Consider the following 20,340-nt stretch of genomic DNA (forward strand, 5'->3'; position numbering starts at 1 on the left):
CCGCGAGGTGTCCGCGCGGTGACACGCTGCGTCATCTTGGTGTGCTAATCGCGCGTGGCGTTCACCGCATGTTCACGGATCGGTGGTGCGCTGGACGCGTGTCGAATCTCGCCGCCGTGTTCGCGGTGTTCCTCCGCCTCGGGCTGACGTCCTTCGGCGGCCCGATCGCGCACCTCGGGTACTTCCGCGACGAGTTCGTGACCCGGCGGCGCTGGATCGGCGATCGGAGCTACGGCGAAATCGTGGCCCTGTGCCAGTTCCTGCCCGGACCCGCGTCGAGCCAGGTGGGGTTCGCGATCGGCCTGCGCCGCGCGGGACTCTCGGGCGCCGTCGCGGCCTTCGCCGCATTCACGCTGCCCTCCGCCGCGCTCATGGTCTGGGCGGCGAGCGGCATCGGGGCCGTGACCGGCCCCGTCGCGACCGGAGTCATCGACGGGCTCAAGGTGGTCGCGGTCGCCGTCGTCGCGCACGCCGTCTGGGGCATGGCGCGCAGCCTCGCGCCCGACCGGCCCCGCGGGACGATAGCGATCGCGGCGGCCGTCGGGGTCGCGCTGGTGGGCGGGCCCGTCGCGCAGCTCGGGGCGATCGCCCTCGGCGCACTCGCGGGGGTTCTGTGGCTCAGCGAGAGGTCCTCCGACTCGGATGACGCCGGCGGGGACGACGCGCTTCCGAGCGCGGGCACCCGCGTCGGGATCGCTGCGCTCGTGATCCTGGTCGCGCTCCTCGTCGTGAGCCCGATCGCCGCCCGGATCACCGGAGACGGCTCGATCGCGTTGTTCGACGCTTTCCTGCGCTCCGGCGCGCTCGTCTTCGGCGGCGGCCACGTCGTCCTCCCCCTCCTCGAGAGCGCCGTCGTCGGGCCAGGCTGGGTCGACGCCGAGACGTTCCTCGCCGGCTACGGCGCCGCGCAGGCGCTGCCGGGACCGCTTTTCGCCTTCGCTGCCTATCTCGGAGCGCTCGCGAGCGTCGGCCCGGGAGGCGTGGCCGGGGCCACGATCGCGCTCGTCGCCATCTTCCTGCCCGGCTTCCTGCTGCTCCTCGGAACGCTGCCCGTCTGGGCTGTCCTGCGGCGCCGGTCGTGGGCGCGTGGCGTGGTCCGGGGAGCGAGTGCCGCAGTAGTCGGAATCCTCGGCGCCGCCCTTTACGACCCGGTCTTCACGACGTCGATCACCCGGGTCGACCAGTTCGCACTCGCTCTGGTCTGCTTCGGGCTGCTGACGCTCTGGCGCTGCCCCGCCTGGGTGGTCGTGGCGCTGGGTGCCGGCGTCGGTGCGGCCGCCGGAGCGCTGATCAGCGGCTGACGAGCGACGGGGCGGAGCGGACTCCGCGCGGCGTTCCGGCACCATCGCCCGCGCGTTCGCGCCGCTCGATGGCGAGGTTGACGACACCGAACGCGAGCACGAGCACCGCCGCGATCGTCGGCAGCAGCATGGCAAGCCGCACCTCGCCGGCCTCGGCGATGGCGCCCGTCACGGCCGACGCGAGCGCCTGCGCCAGCGTCAGCGCCGATCCGAGGAGCGTCATCGTCGTCGCCGACCGGCCGACGGGGCTGCGGTGCCCCGCGATGCTGAACAGCGTCACGAGGGTCGGCCCGACCCCGAGCCCCATCAGCAGCAGCATCACGATGACCGCCCCGAGCGAGTCCGAGGCGGCGTAACCGCCGGCCGAGACCGCGAGGACGGCTGCGAAGACGAGCCAGCGGCGGCGCAGCGCGAACCGCGAGGGCAGGAGCACGACCGCGAGAGCGAGGGCCGCCGAGCCGATCCCCATCAGCCCGTACAGGAGTCCTGCCTCGACGTCGTCGCCCGCGGTCTGCGCGAACGCGGTGAGCGAGGTCAGTGTCGAGCCGAAGAAGAGCCCCACGCCGAACGTGGCCGCGACCAGCACGAGGATGCGTCCGCGCAGCACCTGCGAGATCGGCGCCCGCTCCTCGCTCTCGCCCGGATCGAGGGCCGTCGCCGCGATCTGCCCGCTGGGGTGAAGGGCGAAGGCGGTGACGAAGACGAGGCTGAGGGCTGCGGCGATCGCGATCGGGGCCCAGGGGGCGATGACGGCCGCGAGGATGCCGACGAGGAACGGACCGATGACGAAGGCCGTCTCGTCGGCCGCCGATTCGTACGACATCACGCGCGAGAGCGTCCGCGGTCGATGCTCGGCGTCGAGTCGCGCCCGGATGATGCCCATCAGCCGACTGCGCGACATGGCCGCGGCCTGCGGAGCGCTCAGTCCGATGGCCGCCGCGGCGGTCAGGATGAGGGGGTCGGCTGATCCGGCCGTGACGACGACGGGGAAGATCCCGAGCAGGATGCCGTTGAGGATCCCGAGCGGAACGAGCACCCGTCGCTGCCCGAACCGGTCGACGGCGTCGCCGATGACCGGACCGGCGATGACGACGCCGATGCCGACGGCGGCCGAGGTGAGCCCGCCGAGCCCGACCGAGCCGGTCGCGGAGACGACGAGGGTGAGGACGCCCACGACCATCATCGCGAAAGGAAGCCGGGCGATGAAGGCGATCGGGAAGAGCGCCCAGCCCGTGTGATGGATCAGGGAACGATCATTCGACGTCATACATGCCTCCGAGCAGTCAGCTCGTTCTCACGTGCCGCCTTGCTCCGTCAGCAGGTAGTTGCATCGCTTCATCCGGGCCGGCGCCGCGGACCCCTCGATTCTACCGGCGGAACAGCTCCTCGGCGACGAGTGAGAGGTCATGCAGGTCGGAGACCCCCGCGAGCTCGCGCGCCGAGTGCATCGAGAGGATCGGGATTCCGACGTCGACGGTGCGGATGCCGAGCCGCGTGGCGGTGATCGGCCCGATGGTCGACCCGCAGGGCACGCTGTTGTTCGACACGAACTCCTGGCTGGCGACGCCCGCCGCCTCGCACCAGCCGTTCCATGCGGCCGCTCCGACGCCGTCGGTCGCGTACCGCTGGTTGGCGTTGATCTTCAGGATCGGCCCCGATCCCAGCACCGGCAGGACGACGGGGTCGTGCTTGTGGGCGTAGTTCGGGTGCACCGAGTGGCCGACGTCGCTCGAGACGCACCAGGATGCCGCCATCGCGCGCATCCCCTCTTCGCGATCGGCCCCGAGGCCGAGCTGGATGCGCTCGATGACGTCGGCGAGGAAGGGACCGGCAGCACCCGAGCGGGTGGCCGAACCGACCTCTTCGTGGTCGAAGACGGCGAGCATCGCGATGTGCCCGGCGTCGAAGCCTTCGGCGGCTCGCTCCAGGGCGACGACTCCGGCATGGACGGAGGCGAGGTCGTCGAGCCGTCCCGAGGCGAAGAAGACGTCGCCCGCGCCGAACACCGAGCCTCGGGCGGCATCGGCGGTCACGACGTCGTAGCCGCGGATGCGGGCGGCGTCCACGCCCGCCTCTCGGGCGAGCTCCCCCAGCAGGTCGGCGGACTCGGCGGACCCGAGTCCCCAGACCGGCTGGGTCTGCGTCTGCTTGTCGAGCGCGAGATGATCGTTCGCCTCGCGGTCGAGGTGGATCGCGAGCTGGGGAAGGCGGAGCAGCGGCCCCGTCGCGGTGAGCACCGAGGTGCCGTCGTCGAGCACGAGGCGCCCGGCCAGGCGCAGTTCGCGATCGAGCCACGAGTTGAGCAGCGGCCCGCCGTAGACCTCGACACCGGCCTGCAGCCAGCCGAGACGCCCGGTGGTGGGGTGGGGCTTGAGTTTGAACGCCGGCGAGTCGCTGTGCGCGCCGAACACCCGGACGGGCGTCACCGCCGTCGCCGCTTCCGGCACGATCCACGCGAGCACGGCGCCGTCGCGCACCACGAGATAGCGCCCGCCCGGCTGATCGGGCCAGCGCTCGTCCTCGGCCAGCGCGGTGAAGCCCGCGGCGACGAGGCGACGGGCCACCTCGGCGGCGGCGTGGAAACTCGATGGCGACGACGCGACGAAGTCGGCGAGGTCGGCGGCGTGGGAGCGGGCGGCGGCGGTGACGGCGGACACGGTGACTCCTGGATCGTTGGGGGCCTCCGTCGATCGTAGGCGCACCCGCCGTCGCACCCGCGGCTCAGCCGTTGGCATCGGTGCGCATCGGCGGGCACTCCGCGCCCGGCGCGGTGGCCAGTTCGAAATGCCAGGGCTCGTTGCCGTAGGTCTGACAGATGCCGAACTCCGAGCCGTACGAGATGAGCCAGTACTGCGCGTCGACCGGCCCGATGTCGATGGCGTCCCCGCTGACGTGGCGCGACTGCTCGGGGGTGGCGACGTAGGCGCGCGCGGTCTCCTCCCCCACCGACGCGATGCGGTCGTCGAGGAGCCACTGCTGATACGCCGCGCTGCGCCATCCGCTCGTCACACCGAGGCGGATGCCCTCGTCCGCGGCACGCGCCTCGGCGGCGCGCATCGCCGCGAGCAGCTCCGGGTCGAGTCGCGAGATCGCCGGAAGGTCGTCGTCCCACAGGCTCACCTGCACGCCATCCTCGATGAACCCGTCGTCCGCCGACGGCGAGAACGCCGGGCCCGGGAACACCGGCGGCATCGGGGGCAGCTGCACGCCCGACGCACCGGCGAGCGCACCGATGGCGGACGCGCCGAGGGCGACCGCACCCGCGACCGCGACCGCACCGAGCGCGAGACGGCGGCGGCGCACACGACGGGATGTCCGCGCTCGCGGGCGCGGCGGCACGAACGTCACCCGCCGTCCGGGCTCGGTCGTCGGCAACGCGAGCGGGCGGGTCGGAACCGGGGCGGAGGAAGTGCTCATGCTCCCAGTGGACGAGAGCGGATGTTGCACCGGTGTCGCCGATTCCTCATACGCCCGCGATACCTGCGCCCGCCTATCCTGAGGCCATGCGTGTGCTGATCGTCGAGGACGAGCTCTTCCTCGCCGAGGCGATCCGCGACGGGCTGCGCCTCGAGGCCATCTCCGCCGACCTCGCCGCCGACGGCGACATCGCACTCGAGCAGCTGGCCATCACCGGGTACGACGTCGTCGTGCTCGACCGTGACATCCCCGGCCCGAACGGCGACGAGATCGCCCGCCTCCTCTCGCAGCGCCCCCAGGCTCCCCGCATCCTCATGCTGACGGCGGCCGACCGGCTGGACGACAAGGCGTCGGGCTTCGAATCCGGCGCCGACGACTACCTGACCAAGCCGTTCGCGATGCGCGAGCTCGTGCTGCGGCTGCGCGCGCTGGCTCGACGTTCGCCCAGCTCCGCTCCCCCGGTCCGCGAGTTCGGCGGCGTGCGACTCGATCCCTTTCGGCGCGAGGTCTACCGCGACGGAAGATACGTCGCGCTGACGCGGAAGCAGTTCGCCGTGCTCGAGGTTCTCGTCGGCGCCGCCGGCGGCGTCATCAGTGCCGAGACGCTGCTCGAACGGGCGTGGGACGAGAACGCCGACCCGTTCACGAACGCGGTCCGCATCACGATCTCGACGCTGCGCAAACGGCTCGGCGAGCCCTGGGTCATCGAGACCGTTCCCGGCGTCGGATACCGGATGTCGGACCCCGCGCCGTGATCGTCCGTCGCCGAGGGCTCTCCTTACGGGTCTCGCTCACCCTCAGCTACGCCGGGTTCCTCGTCGTCGCCGGCGCGGTGCTCTTCGGCGTCGGCTTGCTGGCCCTGCGGTTCGTGCCGAGCGGCGACCTGTTCAGTCAGTCGACGGGCGGGTGGGCACCGGGTCGCGGTGACCTCACCGACGTCTTCGTGAAGTACGCCTGGTGGGCCCTCGCGGCGCTCGTCGTCGTCGGCCTCGTCGGCGGATGGTTCCTCTCGGGGTGGATGCTCGCCCCGCTCGGGCGGATCACCGAGGTCGTCGGCCTGGCCGATGCGGGAACGCTTCACCGCCGGATCGCGCTGCGCGGACGACGGAACGAGCTCACCGACCTCGCCGATGCCTTCGACGACATGCTCGACCGGATCGAGAGAGCGGTCGCCGAGGAATCGCGGTTCGCGGCGAACGCGTCGCACGAGCTGCGCACCCCGCACGCCGTCATCCGGACGATCGTCGAGGTCGCGCGAGCCGATCCGGAGGAGCGCGACGTCGACCTCGTCCTGAGCAGGATCGCCGAGACGAACGAGCGGGCGATCGCGACGACGGAGGCACTGCTCGACCTGGCACGCGCCGGCCGCACCGGCCTGGCCTTCGAGCCGGTCGACCTCGCCGCCGTGACGGAACGCGTCGCCGCGGACGCGCGAACCCCCGGCGCCCCGGCGACGCACCGGCCGTCGCCGACCATCCGGGTGGAGCCGGGGCCGGCGGTCGCCCACGGCAACGCGGCCCTGCTCGGGCAGCTCGTATCGAACCTCGTCACCAACGCGATGGTCCACAACCTCTCCGACGGCGGCGAGGTCGCGGTGCGGACGCGCACGGCGCCGGACGGGTGGGCGCTGCTCGAGATAGCGAACACCGGGCCCCACCTGGATGCCGCTCGCGTCTCGACGCTCACGGAGCCGTTCGTCCGGGCGGGCGACCGCACCCGCCCGGCATCCGACCGCGGCGTCGGTCTCGGCTTGACCATCGTCGCGACCATCGTCCGCAGCCACCGCGGCGATCTGCGCATCACGGCGCGCGAAGGCGGCGGCCTGCTCGTCCGGGTCGCGCTGCCGAGCGCGTGAGCGGCCTCAGGCCGTCTCGGCCCGGCTCTGGCACTCGATGCACGCGGGAGCGTAGGGAACCGCTTCCAGGCGTGCGGGCGCGATCGCACGACCGCATCCGACGCACTGACCGTACGAGCCCGCACGGACGCGGCCCAGCGCCTCGCTGATCAGCGTGATCGTCGCGCGGTGCGATGCGGCGGCCTGATAGGCCACCGGGTCGACCGAGGGAACGGCACGCGGCTCGATATCCGCCAGCAGCTCGCGGCGTTCCGCGAGGAGCGCTTCCAGGCGCGTCCGGACGTCGCTCGACGCCGCTTCGGCCGTCTTTTCCATTTTTCTTCCGTTCCGCTTTTTGTGGTGCACGAAAAGCCCCGATCTCGAGCCCGCAGGGGCGAGATGACGGGGCATTGACCACCCACCATAGCCAGTGCGCACAAAAAAGCAAGTCACTGCAAATCGCCCTCGACGGTCGATTTGACTTCTTTATTTTCCGGGCTATGGTCGGCAGTCACACGCCAGCCACAAGGGGAAGCGAGTTCTTATGTCGACCAAAACACCACGCTCACGCGGCGACAAAAAGGCGCCGCAATTGTCACTCAAGGAAAAACGCGCCGCCAAACGCGAGAAGCAGGAGGACGGCGCGTTCCTCAAACCGCGGAAGGGCTCGGCCCGCTGACGCCGCGCGTGCGCATGCGGGATAGCCCGTGGCACATCTCGAATCGATTCGATAGACTGACCGACGGCGGCGCTCCGGCGCCGCCGTTGTCGTGCCCGCATCTTCTCGAAGGCCACCGCGATGTCCCGCAACCTCACCACCGGCAGCCCCTGGCGCGTCATCCTCGCGTTCTCGGTGCCCCTTCTGATCGGCAACGTGGTGCAGCAGATGTACCACATCGTCGACGCGGTCGTGGTGGGCCGCTGGCTCGGCGTCGACGCACTCGCTGCGGTCGGCGCCACCGGCTCGATGCTCTTCCTCCTCATCGGCTTCGCGTGGGGACTGACCTCGGGGTTCGCGATCCCCACGGCGCAGGCCTTCGGCGCCGGCGACCACGCCGCAGTGCGCCGCTCGGTCGCGGCCGGTGCCACGCTGACCGCCATCACGAGCGTCGCGCTCACCGTCGTGGCGCCGTTCCTCTCGCGCCCGCTGCTTCAGCTGCTGCAGACGCCCCCGGAACTGCTCGACGACGCGACGACGTTCGCTGTCGTCAGCTTCCTGGGTGCCGGGGCGACGATGTTCTTCAACTATCTCGCCGCCATCATCCGCGCGATCGGCGACTCACGCACCCCGCTGATCTTCCTGACGGTCGCGTGCGTCTTCAACGTCGTGCTCGTGGTGCTGATGGTCGGACCGCTCGGGTGGGGGGTCGGCGGGGCCGCCCTCGCGACGGTGGTGTCGCAGGCGCTCTCGGTGGTGCTGTGCCTCGATTACATCCGCCGGCGCATCCCCGTTCTGCGCATGCGGCGCTCCGACTGGCGCATCACGCGTGCCGATCTCGCCCTGCATCTGCGACTCGGGCTGCCGATGGGATTCCAGGCGTCGATCATCGCGATCGGCACGCTCGCGGTGCAGGTCCGTCTCAACGAGCTCGGTGCCGACGCCGTCGCCGCCTACACGACCGCCTCCCGCGTCGACGGCATCGCGGTCGCTCTGCTGCAGTCGCTCGGACTCGCCGTCTCGATGTTCGTCGCGCAGAACTACGGCGGCGGCCGTCCCGACCGCATCCGCCAAGGCGTCGCGCAGGCGACATGGATGGCAGTGATCGGCGCCGTCGCTCTCGGCGTGGTGCTGATCACCTCGGGGGCCTCGCTCGTGCGCCTGTTCGTCGGCGACGGCTCGGATGAGGTCGTCTCCCTCGCCGCGCTCATGCTGATCATCAACGGGGCGACCTACAGCGCCCTCGGCGTCCTGTTCGTCCTTCGCGGGGCCCTGCAGGGGCTCGGGCACACCCTCGTGCCGACCATCACCGGGATCGTCGAGCTGTTCATGCGCGCCGGAGCCGCCGTCGTGCTCGGCGCGCTGCTCGGGTTCGCGGGAGTGGCCTGGAGCAATCCCCTCGCGTGGCTCGGCGCAACCGTCATCCTGATCCCCGCCTACCTGCGGGCCCGGCGCGAGCTCGCGGGCATGCCCGTCGCCCGCGCGGATCACATCACCGCAGCGACGACGCCGGTACCGGTCGTGGGCCCCGCGAGCGGATCGATGGTCGTCGACGCGGTGGTCACGCAGCCGGTGCCCGTCGTTCCGGTCGCGCGGCGCCGACGTCGTGCGCTCGTCTCGGCGTTGCGCCGCGGACGCGGCTGACCGGGCGCCGCCCCGCGATCAGCTCGCCGACGAGCCGGGCCGGGATGCCCGGCGGGGAGCCCGCTTGACGGGCGCGGATGCCGCAGCTGAAGCCGGAGCCGAAACGGCGTCGGCCGGCGCCTCGACGGCGGGCTCGGCGGCAGTCCGACCAGTCGTCTTCGTCGCGGGCTCCGCGACGGGCTCGACAGCGGGGTCGACCGTCGGCTCGCTCGCGGGCTCAGCCGCGGCCTTCCGGTTGCGCGACGCGCGCTTCGGCCGGACAGGAGCCTCGGAGTCGGCATCGTCCGAGGCGGTCTTCGATGCGGTTGCTCGGCTGCGCGACGCGCGCTTCGGTCGCGCGGGCGTCTCGGCCTCGGTCTCCGTCTCGACCGTCGTCGGAGCGGCACCGTCGTCCGGGCCGGACACGGATTCCGCGCGGACGCTCGGCTCCGTCGGATCGGCGTCTTCGGCCGCAGGCTTCGCCGCGGCGCGAGCGGTCGTCGTCCGGGGGGCCCGGGTCTTCGCCGCGGGAGCCTTCGCGGGGGTCTTCGCATCAGCCTTCGCGGTGGTCTTCTTCGCGGCTGTCCGCCTCTTCGCCGCTCCGCCGTCGGACACCGCCTCGTCCTCGGCCGGGGCGGCATCCACCGAGCCGGTCGCCTCGTCGGGTGTCGTGCGCTCCGTCGCGGCAGGCATCGGCGCGGGGTCGACCGCTCCCCCGCCGGCGCCTACAGCATCGGCATCCTCTGACGACGACGACGACGCGGCGTTGCCGCGCGCGGCCGACGAGACCGCGTCGAGCGCGGCATCCAGAGCTGCGCCCAGCGTCAGCTGCTCGATCATCGGACGACGGCCGCGGGATGCCGACCCGCTCGCGCTCTCCGACGGAGCGGTCGCCCGCGAGGTCTCGACGCGGGAGTCCGCACCGTCCTCCGGCCCGGTCGGCGCCTCCGGCGCGGTCGGTGTCGCCTGCGCGAACGACTCGGACTCCGAGCCTGCGCTCTTGGCACGCGACGGCTTGCGCCTCGAGCGTCCCGGTTCGGCATCTCCTCGGCCCTTCGCGGACGCGTCGGCAGCGGTGTCGTCCGAGCCCTTCGAGCCCCCCGCGGTCTTCGGGCGCAGCGACATCCCGCCCGGCTTCGACTCGATCGTGAACAGCCCCACCGCTCGCACGAGATCCGACAGCTTCGCGTAGCCCCAGTTGCGGGGGTCGAAGTCGGGCTGCTGCTTGCGCATGAGCTGACCCACCGTGCCGAGATCGGACCAGCCGTCGTCGGCGGAGGCGGTCTCGGCGGCGCTGCGCAGCAGGGCCACGAGGCGCGCGTCGCCGCGCAACGCCGCAGACGTCCAGCGCTCCGCGGTGGTCGAGCGTGCGGCATCCGGCTCGTCGACGACACCGAGCACCTCGAGGTAGGTGAACTGATCGCACGCGTTGCGGAAGGCCTCGGGAGTCTTCCGCTCACCGAAGCCGTAGACGGTGACCCCTTCCTCGCGGATGCGCGAGGCCAGACGCGTGAAGTCGCTGTCGCTCGAGACGATGCAGAACCCCTGGAACCGGCGCGTGTACAGCAGGTCCATCGCATCGATGATCAGCGCGCTGTCGGTCGCATTCTTGCCGGTCGTGTTGTCGAACTGCTGCATCGGCTGGATGACGTGCTCGCTCGCGGCATCCTTCCACCCGCGCAACTGCGACTTGGTCCAGTCGCCGTAGACGCGCTTGACCGAGGCGGTGCCGTAGGTCGCGATCTCGGCGAGCACACCGCCGATCCGCGATGGCGAGACGTTGTCGGCATCGACGAGGACGGCGAGGAGGTCGCTCTGCTGAGGCATACCCCCAGCATGTCATTGACGAGGCGGCGCAGCACTGTCAAGCCGCTGCCGGCGCTCCCCCGGCAGCCGTAGCGTGAGGTCTGATGACACGCGAAGCCCGGCCCCCGCTGCACCGTCCGACCGTCTCGGTCGTGATCCCGGTGAAGGACGACGCCGTGATGCTGCGGCGGTGTCTGCGCGCTCTCGCCGAGCAGTCCGACCTACCCGACGAGATCGTCGTCGTCGACAACGGCTCGCGCGATGATTCCGCCGACGTCGCCCGCGCCGCCGGTGCCCGCGTCGTCGAATGCGCCGCCGCCGGCATCCCCGCCGCTGCGGCGACGGGCTACGACCACGCGCTCGGCGATCTCGTGCTGCGCCTGGACGCCGACTCGCTGCCGTCGCCCAGCTGGATCGCCGGCCTCTGCCGCGACTTCGCCCGCCGCCCTGATGTCGCCGTGCTCACGGGAGGCGCCCGTTTCATCGACGGACCGCGGATGCTGCGCCGCCCCCTCGCGGCGACCTACCTCGGTCTCTACGCGCTGCTGGGGTTCGCCGCGCTCGGCCACCTGCCGCTGTTCGGCTCCAATCTCGCCTTCCGGCGCACCGCGTGGCGGAGCGTCAGTACAGAGGTGCACCGCGGCGACGCCGAGGTGCATGACGACTTCGACCTGGCGTTCCACCTGGGCGGACGGCACCGCATCGCGTACTCGCGACGCGCCGACATGGGGATCTCGATGCGGCCCTTCGACGACGGGCGCGCCTTCCGTACCCGGGTCGCCCGCGGCTTCCACACCGTCGTCGCGCACTGGCCCGACGAGCTGCCGCACCGCCGCGTCGCCCGCCGACTGCGGCGCACCAGACGCCGCCGCATGACCCGCGCCGCGGAGGCTCGACGATGACGCGCGCATCGCGCGGGAGCACCGTCGCCCGCCTCTTCGACCCCGGCGAGATGCATCCGCACGACCTTCACGTCGCGACCTGGAACATCCGCCGACGCATCGACGGTCCGACGTGGCCGCCGAATGACCGCTGGACGGTGCGCGGTCGGCGACTGGCCACCGTGCTGCACGCCGACCCGCCCGCGATCCTCGGCACGCAGGAGGCGATGCCCGACCAGGCCGACCTCGTGCGCGCCTCGCTCGGCACGTCCTACCGCTTCATCGGTCATGGCCGGAACGCCGACGGCCGCGGCGAGGGATGCCCGATCTTCTTCGACACCGAGCGTCTCGAACTGACCGGCCACGCTCAGCTCGCACTGTCGGAGACGCCCGCCGTCGCCGGATCGGCATCATGGGGCAATCCGGTGCCCCGGGTCGTCGTCCGGGCTTCGTTCCTCGATCGCGTCACGGGCAGCGTGCTGACCGTGTTCAACACGCACCTCGACGTCTTCTCGGCGCGATCGCGCCTGCGCTCGGCCTGGCTGCTGCACGACCTCGCCGCAAAGACGCCGGGTCCGGTCGTCGTCATGGGCGATCTGAACGCCGGGCCCGGCTCGGCGCCGGTGGCGGCGCTCCTCAGCGGAGACCTGGTCGACGCGTGGCACGCCGCCGAGATGCGCACGACTGCGCTCTGGGACACCTACGGCGGCTACCACCCGCCGCGCGTCCGCAAGGGGCCGATCGACTGGATCGCCGTCGACCGTGGCACCCGCGTCACCCGCGCCGCGATCGACACCCGGACGATCGACGGCGCGGCGCCGTCCGACCACCTCGGCGTGCATGTGCTCCTCCGGTTGGGAGAGGACGCCTCATGAGCCGCCCCGTCATGATCGAGAACTTCCTCCGCCCGCCTCGAACGATGAGCGCCGTGGTCGCGGACGCGGTGCGGCTCTGCGGGCTGCTCAGCATCGTCGTCGCCGCACTGTGGTTCGAGCTCACGGATGCCGGCATCCTCGCCTTCGCGCTTCCCGCGCTCGTCGCACCGCGTTTCGTCGGGGTCCGCCCCTCGTTCGACATCGCGTGCGGCGTCACGGTGCTCATCGCTGCGTGGAGCAACGTCGTCGATCTGTACCGCAGCGTCCCGTCGTGGGACATCCCGGTGCACCTCGTGTGCACGGGCGTGCTCGCGGCCCTCGCCTACATCGCGGCGGCTCGCGTCGGGATCGTGCCGCTCCCCGGCGCTACGGGCTTCCGACGGCGTACCGGCCTCATCGTCACGACGGCGTTCGGTCTCGCCTTCGCGGCGCTCTGGGAGATCGTGGAGTGGGTCGGGAAGGCCTTCGTCGACTCCATCCTCGTGACCTACGACGACACGATCGGCGACATGGCCGTGGGCGGGGTCGGTGCGCTGATCGCCGGCATCCTCGTGGCGCGCGTGCGGCTGACGGCCGAGCGTCCGCGCGGCACGGGCGGCGACGTCGACCGCGAGGATGCCGCCGGCGTCACACCCTCCCGGTGAGGATGAGGTTCCAGTACACCCACGGCAGCACGCGCCGGTCGAAGAACCACGACAGCGCGCTCTCGCGATACATCCGCCGGAAGAACGGGATCGTCGGCATGAGCTCGCCGGACGGACCGAACTCGGCCCACACGACACTCGACCGCGACACCGTCATCGGGCACACGCCGTAGCCGTCGTACCGCGCGCGGGGCTCGCCTCCTCCGGCGACGGCCGCGAGGTTCTTCGCGAGCACCATGGTCTGCTTGCGAAGCGCTCCCCCGCTCTTCGAGTTCGTCGTCCCGGCGGCGTCGCCGATGGCCCACACGTTGCCGAAGCGAGTGTGGCGCAGCGTCTCAGGGTCGACGTCGACGAACCCGTCGGCGTCGCCGGCTGCTGCCAGCCCGGACTCCCGGATCCAGTCGGGAGCCGACTGCGGCGGGACGACGTTGACGAGATCGAACCGGATGCGTTCGATGCCGGAGGGCGAGGCGATCACGACCTCGGACGCCGCGGCATCCAGCTCGATCAACGCGCTCTCGGTGCGCAGCTCGATGCCGTAACGGTCGATCGCCCGCTGGATCTCGCGATCGAAGGCCGGGATGCCGAACACGGTGGTCTCCGGCACGACGAGGACGACCCGGATGTCGTCGAGCACACCCGTGCGCTGCCAGTAGTCGCACGCCTGGTACATCGGCTTCTGCGAGGCGCCCGCGCACGAGGCGGGACCCGCGGGCTGCGTGAAGACGACGGTGCCTCGCCGGAGGTCGCGCAGGCGCAACGAGGTGCGGGCCGCGAGATCGCCCTCGTAGTGGGTGGTCACGTCGCCCGTGCCGATCGATTCGGCCAGACCCGGGACGCTCGCCCAGTCCTTCTGCATCCCGGGGCTCAGCACGAGATGGTCGTAGCCGACCTCTCCGCCCGAGGCCAGGCGCACCGTCGACCGGTGCGGATCGACCGAGGTCACGGCATCCTGGATCCATCGGACACCGTCGGGGATGACACTGCCCTGCGGCCGAACCGTCTCGCTGATGCGCGCGGTGCCGCCGGCGACGTGCGAGAACAGCGGCTGGTACTCGTGGGCGTCCTTCGGCTCGATCAGCGCGATGTCATCGACACCCTGCCGTTGCAGTCGGGCTGCGGCCGAGACGCCGCCGTTGCCGCCGCCCACCACCACGACCCGGTGATGCACGGGGTGCCGTCGTGTCGCTCGAGGATCAGATGCTGCGTCTGCCGTCGCCATGCGACCACGCTAGGTGCCGCTCCCGGAACGGCGAGGGTGCTTGCGTCGCGCGACGGCGGGGTCTAGGCGAGGTGCGGATGCCGCCGAGAACGCACCCGCGACGCGAGCACGCTCGCTGCATGGTGCGTGCTCGGAGCGGAGGTGCGTTCTCGGCGAGAGCAGGGCCGGGCTAGAGGGTTTCGGTGATGTAGATCAGGATGAAGATCGCGAGGATGCCGACGGCGAGGATCGCCATCGCGAGAGCCAGGCGCCGGTTGCGCACGGGCGCGTCGGCCGATGACCGGGCGGCGACGACCATCATCGCCCAGCCGACCACGGCGAAGATGATGCCGATGGCGGGCAGCGCCGTCTGCAGCTGGAACGCCAGCACGTAGAGGACGATCGCTACCGCGGCCAGGACGCCCGCGGGCACGAGCCACCGCGAGGCCGATCCGTGTCGGAAGCTGGCCTGATTGGTCAGATCGGTGGGATCGGGCCGGGGGTGGCGGTCCGGCATCTGCTCTGGTCCGTGGGGCTCGTTGCGCTTGTCGACCATGTCGTCCTCCCGTTCGGCCCCACGGTACGTGCCCCGCACGCCCCGCCCGACCCCCTTGCGCATCTCCCGCCGAGCACGCACCATCCCGGCGACAGTGCACGGTGTGCGGTGCGTGCTCGGCGCGACGGTGCGTGCTCGGCGCCGGCAGGTCAGCCGGCGAGGGCGACCATCTCGGCGCTGCGATCCCAGAGCTCGCGGGCGAGATCGGGGTCGGTCGCGTTGCGGTGCGACCGGGTCGGGCGGTCGTTCTCGTAGTACGCGCCGGGCACCCAATCGCGATTCGGGACTCCGTCGGCGAGGAAGACCAGGCGCGCGCCGCCCTCGTCGGTCGTGGTGAGCAGCCGCCGCGCGAGCGGGTTGTGGTAGACCCATCGGAGCGGACCGGGCACGTTCGCCGCGAACTGCGTCGCGACGACGCCGGGGTGGAAGGCGGCCGCCGAGATGCCCTGATCGCCGAAGCGGGTCTGCAGTTCGCGCGTGAACAGGATGTCGGCGAGCTTGGCGTTGCCGTAGGCGATGCGCCCCGAGTAGTGCTTCGCCGCGTTCAGGTCGGTCGCGTCGAACCGCGAGAACAGGCGAGCCGCCACGCTGGCCGTCTGGATGACGGATGCTTCGCTCTCGATGAGCCGCTCCAGCAACAGGTTCGTCAGCAGGAAGCCGGCGAGGTGATTGACCTGGAAGGTCTGCTCGTAGCCGTCGACGGTGAGGGCGCGCGGACCGAAGATGCCGCCGGCGTTGTTGGCGAGCACGTCGATGCGCGGATAGGCCTCGAGCAGTTCGTCGGCCAGACGCCGCACCTGAGCGAGCTCGGCGTAGTCGGCCAGGTGGTACGGCGCGTCGAGCTCGCTCGCGAGAGCCCGGGTCTTCTCCGGCGAGCGCCCGACGAGCACGACGCGGTGCCCTTCTCGCGCGAGACGCCGCGCGGCGGCCGCCCCGATTCCGTCGCTGGCTCCCGTGATGACGATCGTGCGCATGCCCGCAGTCTCGCAGGCTGCGGGCGCCTGGCGGGAGTGCTGGCGCATCCGACCCCGGTGTGTCAACGACTTCTCGCCCGGCACCGCCGGGCGACAGTATCGCGGCAACCGAAGCACAACGGAAGGAGCCGGGATGGCTCAGGAACTGTCGAAGGGCGACCGCGTGAGCTGGGACACCTCTCAGGGGCGGACGCAGGGGAAGATCGTCGAGAAGAAGGAGAAGGACTTCCAGTTCGCGGGTCAGAAGTTCACGGCATCCGCCGACGAGCCGGCCTTCATCGTCGAGTCGGAGAAGAGCGGCGATCAGGCGGCGCACAAGCGTTCGGCGCTGCGCAAGCTCAGCAGCTGAGCGGCAGCCACCCCGCATCCGCTCACGCATACGACGAGAGGCCCCTCCGCCGAACGGAGGGGCCTCTCAACGTATACGTGAGCGCCGGGGTCAGTTCTCGATGTCGCCGCGCCAGGCACCGGTCTCGGTGCCGCGCGACTCGATGAACTCCTTGAAGCGCGTGAGGTCCTTCTTCACGGCGTGGTCGTCGATGCCGATGGCGGCACCGACCGATTCGACGAAGCCCTCGGGCTTCCAGTCCAGCTGGACCGTGACGCGCGTCTCGTTGTCGCTGAGCTTGTGGAAGGTCACGACGCCGGCGTGCTCGTCCTTGCCGCCGACGCTGTTCCAGGCGACGCGCTCGTCGGGGTGCTGTTCGGTGATCTTGGCGGTGAACTCGCGCTCGGCCCCGCCGATCTTCACCTTCCAGTGGGTCGTGCCGTCGTCGAGCTGGGTGACCGACTCGACGAAGCTCAGGAAGTGCGGGAACGACTCGAACTGCGTCCACTGGTTGTAGGCGACGGAGACGGGAACGTCGACGTCGATGGTCTCGATGATGCGAGCCATGGGCGGCTCCTTTCGTTTCGATTGCGGGGCTGCCTTCATGCTTCGCCGTCGCCGGCGCCGTCGCGACCGACTTGCGACCTCGGCGGTCGGCTGGTAGGCCCGGCGGTCGGGGTCAGTCGAGCCCGCGCACCGACACGCCGAGCCACTCGGCGAGGTCGCGGATCTCCGCCTCGACCATCTCGCGCTCTTCGCTCTCCCAAGGCACGAGCTCGTGCAGCGCCGCGACGACGAGGTTCTCCTTCGCTTTGTCGAGGGCCGCGTCGAGAAGACCGATGAACCGGTCGCCGCACAGGATCGGATGCGCGAAGTAGCCGTACACGCGCTGCGCCTTCGGCACGAACTGCTCGAGCTTGTAGGTGAAGTCGAACGCCTCGATCAGTCGCGGCCGGTCGAACAGCATCCCGTCGTACGGGTTGAGGATCGCCACCCTCCCCCCGGGGTCGTCGTCGATGGCCTCGAGCGCCCGCGGGTCGACTCGCCACTTCCACGCGCTCCCCTCGACGACGGCCGGCTCACCGGCCAGCCCCACCCCCGACCACGACGACTTCTGCCGCGCGAGTCCCGCTCCCTGCAGCCGTCGCTCGTCGAGCATCGCGCCGGCCTCGTCGTAGGTCAGGTCGTCGGGCTCGGGGCCGCGTGCCCGCTCGGCGACGTCCCAGCGGCGCAGTCGGCCGGCACGCCCGACGACCGCGACCTCGCCGAGTCGTTCGAGCAGATCGAGCATCCGCGGCACCTGGTTGTCGCTGTACCAGCCGCTGTCGTTGCCGGCAGGCACGGCGGCGGTGTCGGGGATGTCGGCCGCCAGCAGCGGTCCGTCGGCGCGCAGGCGCGCCAGCACGTCGGCCCGGAACGCCCTGTTGGCCTCGAGCCACGCCGCGGTGCTCTCGCGCACCGGGCGCCCGCGCATCCGCACCCGCATCGCGGGCAGCATGCTCGCGGGGTGGAACGATCCGGCGTACTCGAAGAGCTGCCGGTCGTCTTCGACGGCCTTCGTCAGCTGCCCCGGCTCATATCCCCAGCCGATCCTCGCCCACGGGATGGCCTGCTCGCTGGGCGCGATGACGGCCGTCGGATCGATCTTGATGGCGCCGATCTGCTCGGCCACCTCGACGACGTCGCCGGGCCGGTCGGCCTCGAGCAGCTGCGCCCGCACGATGATGCGACGGGCTTGCTCACGAGTGAGCCGGTGCGGTTCCATGCCACGACGCTACCGCCGACCTCCGACGCGCCCGCGACCTCCGTCAGAAGCGGGCGACCCACTCGGGAACGGTCACCGTCGCCGGCCCGAGCACGACGTCGTCGAACAGGCGCAGGTCGTCATGGGCATCGAGGTTCAGCAGAGCGGTGCGAGCCCCGGCTTCCGCCGCAACCGCGACGAGGGATGCCGCGGGCGTGACCGCCCCCGACGTGCCGATCACCCAGAACTGCTCGCACAGCGCCACCGCGTCGAAGATGTCGTCGAGCCCGTACACCGCCTCGCCGAACCAGACCACGTCGGGGCGGAGCGCCCGGGCCCCGCATGAGGGACAGCGCGGCCCTCCGGCGAGGTCGCCGTGCCACGGCATCCGCTCTCCGCACGCCTCGCAGAGCGCCGACCCGAGCTCGCCGTGGATGTGGCTGACGCGCATCGACCCGGCCCGCTCGTGCAGGTCGTCGATGTTCTGCGTGACGATGAGCACATCGCCCGGCCGCCGTGCTTCGAGGCCGGCGAGGGCGAGATGCGCCGCGTTGGGCTCCGCGGCGGCCACCGCGCGACGACGCTCGTCGTAGAACGCGTGGACGAGAGCCGGGTCGGCCGCATAGCCCTCGGGAGTCGCGACATCCTCGATGCGGTGGTCCTCCCAGAGCCCGTCGACGGCGCGGAACGTGCGGATGCCCGACTCGGCGGAGATGCCGGCCCCGGTGAGGACGACGATCCGCGCCACGGTCAGCGCCGCGCCGATAGGTCGGGGGCGAGGGCCTCGCGCTCATCGAAGACGAAGCACTCGCCGTTCCAGTGCGCGCCGCCCTCGTGCTCGAAGTAGCCGAGGATCCCGCCTTCGAGCTGGTAGGCGTCGACCCCCTCCTCGCGCAGGACGATCGCGGCCTTCTCGCAGCGGATGCCGCCCGTGCAGAAGCTGACGACCGTTTTGCCCTCGAGCTGATCGCGGTGCGCGGACGCGGCATCCGGGAACTGCGTGAAGCGCTCGATCCGCCAGTCGACAGCTCCCGCGAACGTGCCGTAGTCGACCTCGAAGGCGTTCCGGGTGTCGAGAAGAACGACCTCGCGCCCGGCGTCGTCGTGGCCCTGGTCGAGCCAGCGCCGCAGGTCATCGGGCGACACGCTGGGCGCGCGCTCGGCGGCGGGCCGGATGGCGGGACGGTCCATGCGGATGATCTCGCGTTTGACCTTCACCAGCATCCGGCCGAACGGCTGGTCGCCCGACCAGCTCTCCTTCGCCGTCAGCGCCGCGAAGCGCTCGTCGGCGCGCAGGCCGTCGAGGAAGCCCCGAACAGCGGTCTCGGCACCGGCGAGGAAGAGGTTGATGCCCTCCTCGGCCAGCAAGATCGTGCCCTTGAGTCCCGCTCCCAGGGCACGCTCGCGCAGCACGTCACGCAGCGCGGCGGGGTCGGCGATGTGCGTGAACAGGTACGCCGAGACGTTGAGAACGGATGCCACGCCTCCAGCCTACGAAACCGCGCGGCCAGGCGCGGATCGGGCGCAGTCCCCGGCATCCGCCGCAGAACGATCTGCGCGGGATGCTGAGAACTGCGCCCGAAGCCGAACCCCGATCGGGGCCGAGGTCAGTTCACCTCGGAGGGGTGCGCGCTCACACGGCCCGACCCGTCGCCCGGGTCGAGGGCCGAGATCGCGTCGACCTGAGCCGTCGTGAGCTCGAAGTCGAACAGCGACGCGTTCTCGACCATGCGCTCGCGGCTGACCGTCTTGGGGAAGACGATGAAGCCACGCTGCAGGTGCCAGCGAAGCACGACCTGAGCGGGGCTCTTCCCGTGCGCGGCAGCCGCCTCGGCGACCGGCTCGGCGCCGAAGAGATCGTACTTGCCCTGACCGAGGGGACCCCACGACTCGATGCGCACGCCCTTGTCGGTCGCCCAGTCGACGACCTCCTTCTGCTGGTAGGCCGGGTGCAGCTCGATCTGGTTCACAGCGGGGAGCACGCCGGTCTCGGCGTGGATCTTCTCGAGGTGCTCGACGAGGTGGTTCGAGACGCCGATCGAGCGGGTGTGGCCCGCGTCGCGCAGCTCGATGAGCTTCTGCCACGCATTGACGTAGTTGCCGTTGGCGGGAGCCGGCCAGTGCACGAGGTACAGGTCGACGTGATCGAGTCCGAGCTTCTCGAGGCTCTCCGAGAGGGCCTTGCGAGGCTCGTCCCCGCCCTGCCGGTCGTTCCAGAGCTTCGTGGTGATGAACAGCTCGTCACGCGGGATGCCGCTGGCCGCGATGGCCCGGCCGACGCCCTCCTCGTTGCCGTAGATCGCAGCGGTGTCGATGTGGCGGTAGCCCGCCTCGAAGGCCTCGGAGACGAGACGCTCGGTCTCGGCCGGGTCGACCTTGAAGACGCCGTAGCCGAGCTGCGGGATCTCGAAGCCGGAGTTGAGGGACACGTTCGGAACGTGGATCTGATCTGCCATGCCTCCACCCTACGAGCGTGCTCCGACCGCGTCGTCGGGATT

General features: G+C 71.3%; 21 protein-coding genes. 8 read left to right on the forward strand and 13 right to left on the reverse strand.

Going from position 1 to position 20,340, the window contains the following annotated elements; all coding sequences use genetic code 11:
• Window positions 1–98: 98 nt before the first annotated feature.
• Window positions 99–1,301, forward strand: a complete 1,203-nt coding sequence (chrA, locus tag CBF90_RS13265; protein WP_036304639.1) for a chromate efflux transporter — start codon at window positions 99–101, stop codon at window positions 1,299–1,301.
• On the opposite strand, the gene CBF90_RS13270 is transcribed toward chrA, so the two are convergent.
• The 3 genes from CBF90_RS13270 to CBF90_RS13280 all read right to left on the reverse strand — a co-directional run bounded on the left by CBF90_RS13270 (window position 1,291) and on the right by CBF90_RS13280 (window position 4,718).
• A complete protein-coding gene (locus tag CBF90_RS13270; RefSeq protein WP_088380812.1) occupies window positions 1,291–2,568 on the reverse strand; it encodes an MFS transporter in 1,278 nt (425 codons plus the stop codon). The two genes, chrA and CBF90_RS13270, sit on opposite strands and share 11 nt — an antisense overlap.
• A gap of 100 nt (window positions 2,569–2,668) precedes the next feature.
• Window positions 2,669–3,958: a M18 family aminopeptidase gene (locus tag CBF90_RS13275; RefSeq protein ID WP_242435680.1), complete on the reverse strand. Its 1,290-nt coding sequence runs from the start codon at window positions 3,956–3,958 to the stop codon at window positions 2,669–2,671.
• A 64-nt stretch (window positions 3,959–4,022) separates the two neighbouring features.
• Window positions 4,023–4,718 (reverse strand): M15 family metallopeptidase, encoded by a 696-nt coding sequence (locus CBF90_RS13280; protein WP_088380814.1) that lies wholly within the window; start codon window positions 4,716–4,718, stop codon window positions 4,023–4,025.
• 86 nt (window positions 4,719–4,804) lie between these two features.
• Here CBF90_RS13280 and CBF90_RS13285 point away from each other — a divergent pair, with 86 nt between their 5' ends.
• Together CBF90_RS13285 and CBF90_RS13290 are read left to right on the forward strand one after the other, a co-directional pair.
• On the forward strand, window positions 4,805–5,473 hold the full coding sequence (locus tag CBF90_RS13285; protein WP_064955940.1) for a response regulator transcription factor: 669 nt from the start codon (window positions 4,805–4,807) through the stop codon (window positions 5,471–5,473).
• Window positions 5,470–6,573 (forward strand): HAMP domain-containing sensor histidine kinase, encoded by a 1,104-nt coding sequence (locus CBF90_RS13290; protein ID WP_306460407.1) that lies wholly within the window; start codon window positions 5,470–5,472, stop codon window positions 6,571–6,573. The genes CBF90_RS13285 and CBF90_RS13290 overlap by 4 nt, the downstream gene beginning before the upstream one ends.
• Window positions 6,574–6,579: 6 nt before the next feature.
• Here the strand turns inward: CBF90_RS13290 and CBF90_RS13295 are convergent, their stop codons facing one another.
• On the reverse strand, window positions 6,580–6,888 hold the full coding sequence (locus CBF90_RS13295) for a TraR/DksA family transcriptional regulator (protein ID WP_088380815.1): 309 nt from the start codon (window positions 6,886–6,888) through the stop codon (window positions 6,580–6,582).
• A gap of 463 nt (window positions 6,889–7,351) precedes the next feature.
• Between CBF90_RS13295 and CBF90_RS13300 the strand changes: the two genes are divergently transcribed.
• Window positions 7,352–8,854, forward strand: a complete 1,503-nt coding sequence (locus CBF90_RS13300; protein ID WP_064955941.1) for an MATE family efflux transporter — start codon at window positions 7,352–7,354, stop codon at window positions 8,852–8,854.
• A gap of 18 nt (window positions 8,855–8,872) precedes the next feature.
• Here the strand turns inward: CBF90_RS13300 and CBF90_RS18590 are convergent, their stop codons facing one another.
• The gene (locus CBF90_RS18590; RefSeq protein ID WP_141097166.1) at window positions 8,873–10,660 is read right to left on the reverse strand and encodes an NYN domain-containing protein; all 1,788 of its coding nucleotides are present in this window, start codon (window positions 10,658–10,660) and stop codon (window positions 8,873–8,875) included.
• An 83-nt stretch (window positions 10,661–10,743) separates the two neighbouring features.
• Between CBF90_RS18590 and CBF90_RS13310 the strand changes: the two genes are divergently transcribed.
• The 3 genes from CBF90_RS13310 to CBF90_RS13320 are packed head-to-tail and all read left to right on the forward strand — an operon-like array spanning window position 10,744 to window position 13,039.
• Window positions 10,744–11,541, forward strand: coding sequence for a glycosyltransferase family 2 protein (locus tag CBF90_RS13310; RefSeq protein WP_088380816.1), 798 nt, complete (start codon window positions 10,744–10,746; stop codon window positions 11,539–11,541).
• On the forward strand, window positions 11,538–12,395 hold the full coding sequence (locus tag CBF90_RS13315; RefSeq protein ID WP_088380817.1) for an endonuclease/exonuclease/phosphatase family protein: 858 nt from the start codon (window positions 11,538–11,540) through the stop codon (window positions 12,393–12,395). Before CBF90_RS13310 ends, CBF90_RS13315 begins: the two co-directional genes overlap by 4 nt.
• The gene (locus CBF90_RS13320; protein WP_242435681.1) at window positions 12,392–13,039 is read left to right on the forward strand and encodes a hypothetical protein; all 648 of its coding nucleotides are present in this window, start codon (window positions 12,392–12,394) and stop codon (window positions 13,037–13,039) included. Before CBF90_RS13315 ends, CBF90_RS13320 begins: the two co-directional genes overlap by 4 nt.
• Here CBF90_RS13320 and CBF90_RS13325 read toward each other — a convergent pair.
• The 3 genes from CBF90_RS13325 to CBF90_RS13335 all read right to left on the reverse strand — a co-directional run bounded on the left by CBF90_RS13325 (window position 13,023) and on the right by CBF90_RS13335 (window position 15,770).
• On the reverse strand, window positions 13,023–14,261 hold the full coding sequence (locus CBF90_RS13325; protein ID WP_088380818.1) for an NAD(P)/FAD-dependent oxidoreductase: 1,239 nt from the start codon (window positions 14,259–14,261) through the stop codon (window positions 13,023–13,025). The genes CBF90_RS13320 and CBF90_RS13325 overlap by 17 nt on opposite strands.
• Before the next feature lie 169 nt (window positions 14,262–14,430).
• Window positions 14,431–14,796, reverse strand: coding sequence for a hypothetical protein (locus CBF90_RS13330; RefSeq protein ID WP_103841014.1), 366 nt, complete (start codon window positions 14,794–14,796; stop codon window positions 14,431–14,433).
• Between the two features lie 149 nt (window positions 14,797–14,945).
• Window positions 14,946–15,770 carry an SDR family NAD(P)-dependent oxidoreductase gene (locus tag CBF90_RS13335; protein WP_064955945.1) on the reverse strand — a complete coding sequence of 275 codons (825 nt, stop codon included), beginning with the start codon at window positions 15,768–15,770 and terminating at the stop codon, window positions 14,946–14,948.
• A gap of 133 nt (window positions 15,771–15,903) precedes the next feature.
• On the opposite strand from CBF90_RS13335, the gene CBF90_RS13340 reads away from it, so the two are divergent.
• Window positions 15,904–16,119: a DUF2945 domain-containing protein gene (locus CBF90_RS13340; RefSeq protein ID WP_023951934.1), complete on the forward strand. Its 216-nt coding sequence runs from the start codon at window positions 15,904–15,906 to the stop codon at window positions 16,117–16,119.
• A gap of 90 nt (window positions 16,120–16,209) precedes the next feature.
• Here CBF90_RS13340 and CBF90_RS13345 read toward each other — a convergent pair whose 3' ends face one another.
• The 5 genes from CBF90_RS13345 to CBF90_RS13365 all read right to left on the reverse strand — a co-directional run bounded on the left by CBF90_RS13345 (window position 16,210) and on the right by CBF90_RS13365 (window position 20,298).
• A complete protein-coding gene (locus tag CBF90_RS13345) occupies window positions 16,210–16,665 on the reverse strand; it encodes an SRPBCC family protein (protein ID WP_023951935.1) in 456 nt (151 codons plus the stop codon).
• Window positions 16,666–16,777: 112 nt separating this feature from the next.
• Window positions 16,778–17,863 (reverse strand): crosslink repair DNA glycosylase YcaQ family protein, encoded by a 1,086-nt coding sequence (locus tag CBF90_RS13350; RefSeq protein ID WP_088380820.1) that lies wholly within the window; start codon window positions 17,861–17,863, stop codon window positions 16,778–16,780.
• Window positions 17,864–17,906: 43 nt separating this feature from the next.
• Window positions 17,907–18,590, reverse strand: a complete 684-nt coding sequence (locus CBF90_RS13355; protein WP_088380821.1) for an NAD-dependent deacylase — start codon at window positions 18,588–18,590, stop codon at window positions 17,907–17,909.
• A gap of 2 nt (window positions 18,591–18,592) precedes the next feature.
• Window positions 18,593–19,324 carry a sulfurtransferase gene (locus CBF90_RS13360; RefSeq protein ID WP_088380822.1) on the reverse strand — a complete coding sequence of 244 codons (732 nt, stop codon included), beginning with the start codon at window positions 19,322–19,324 and terminating at the stop codon, window positions 18,593–18,595.
• 125 nt (window positions 19,325–19,449) lie between these two features.
• A complete protein-coding gene (locus tag CBF90_RS13365) occupies window positions 19,450–20,298 on the reverse strand; it encodes an aldo/keto reductase (RefSeq protein WP_023951941.1) in 849 nt (282 codons plus the stop codon).
• Window positions 20,299–20,340: the final 42 nt, after the last annotated feature.

Source organism: Microbacterium sp. AISO3 (assembly GCF_002204305.1).
GTDB lineage: Bacteria > Actinomycetota > Actinomycetes > Actinomycetales > Microbacteriaceae > Microbacterium > Microbacterium arborescens.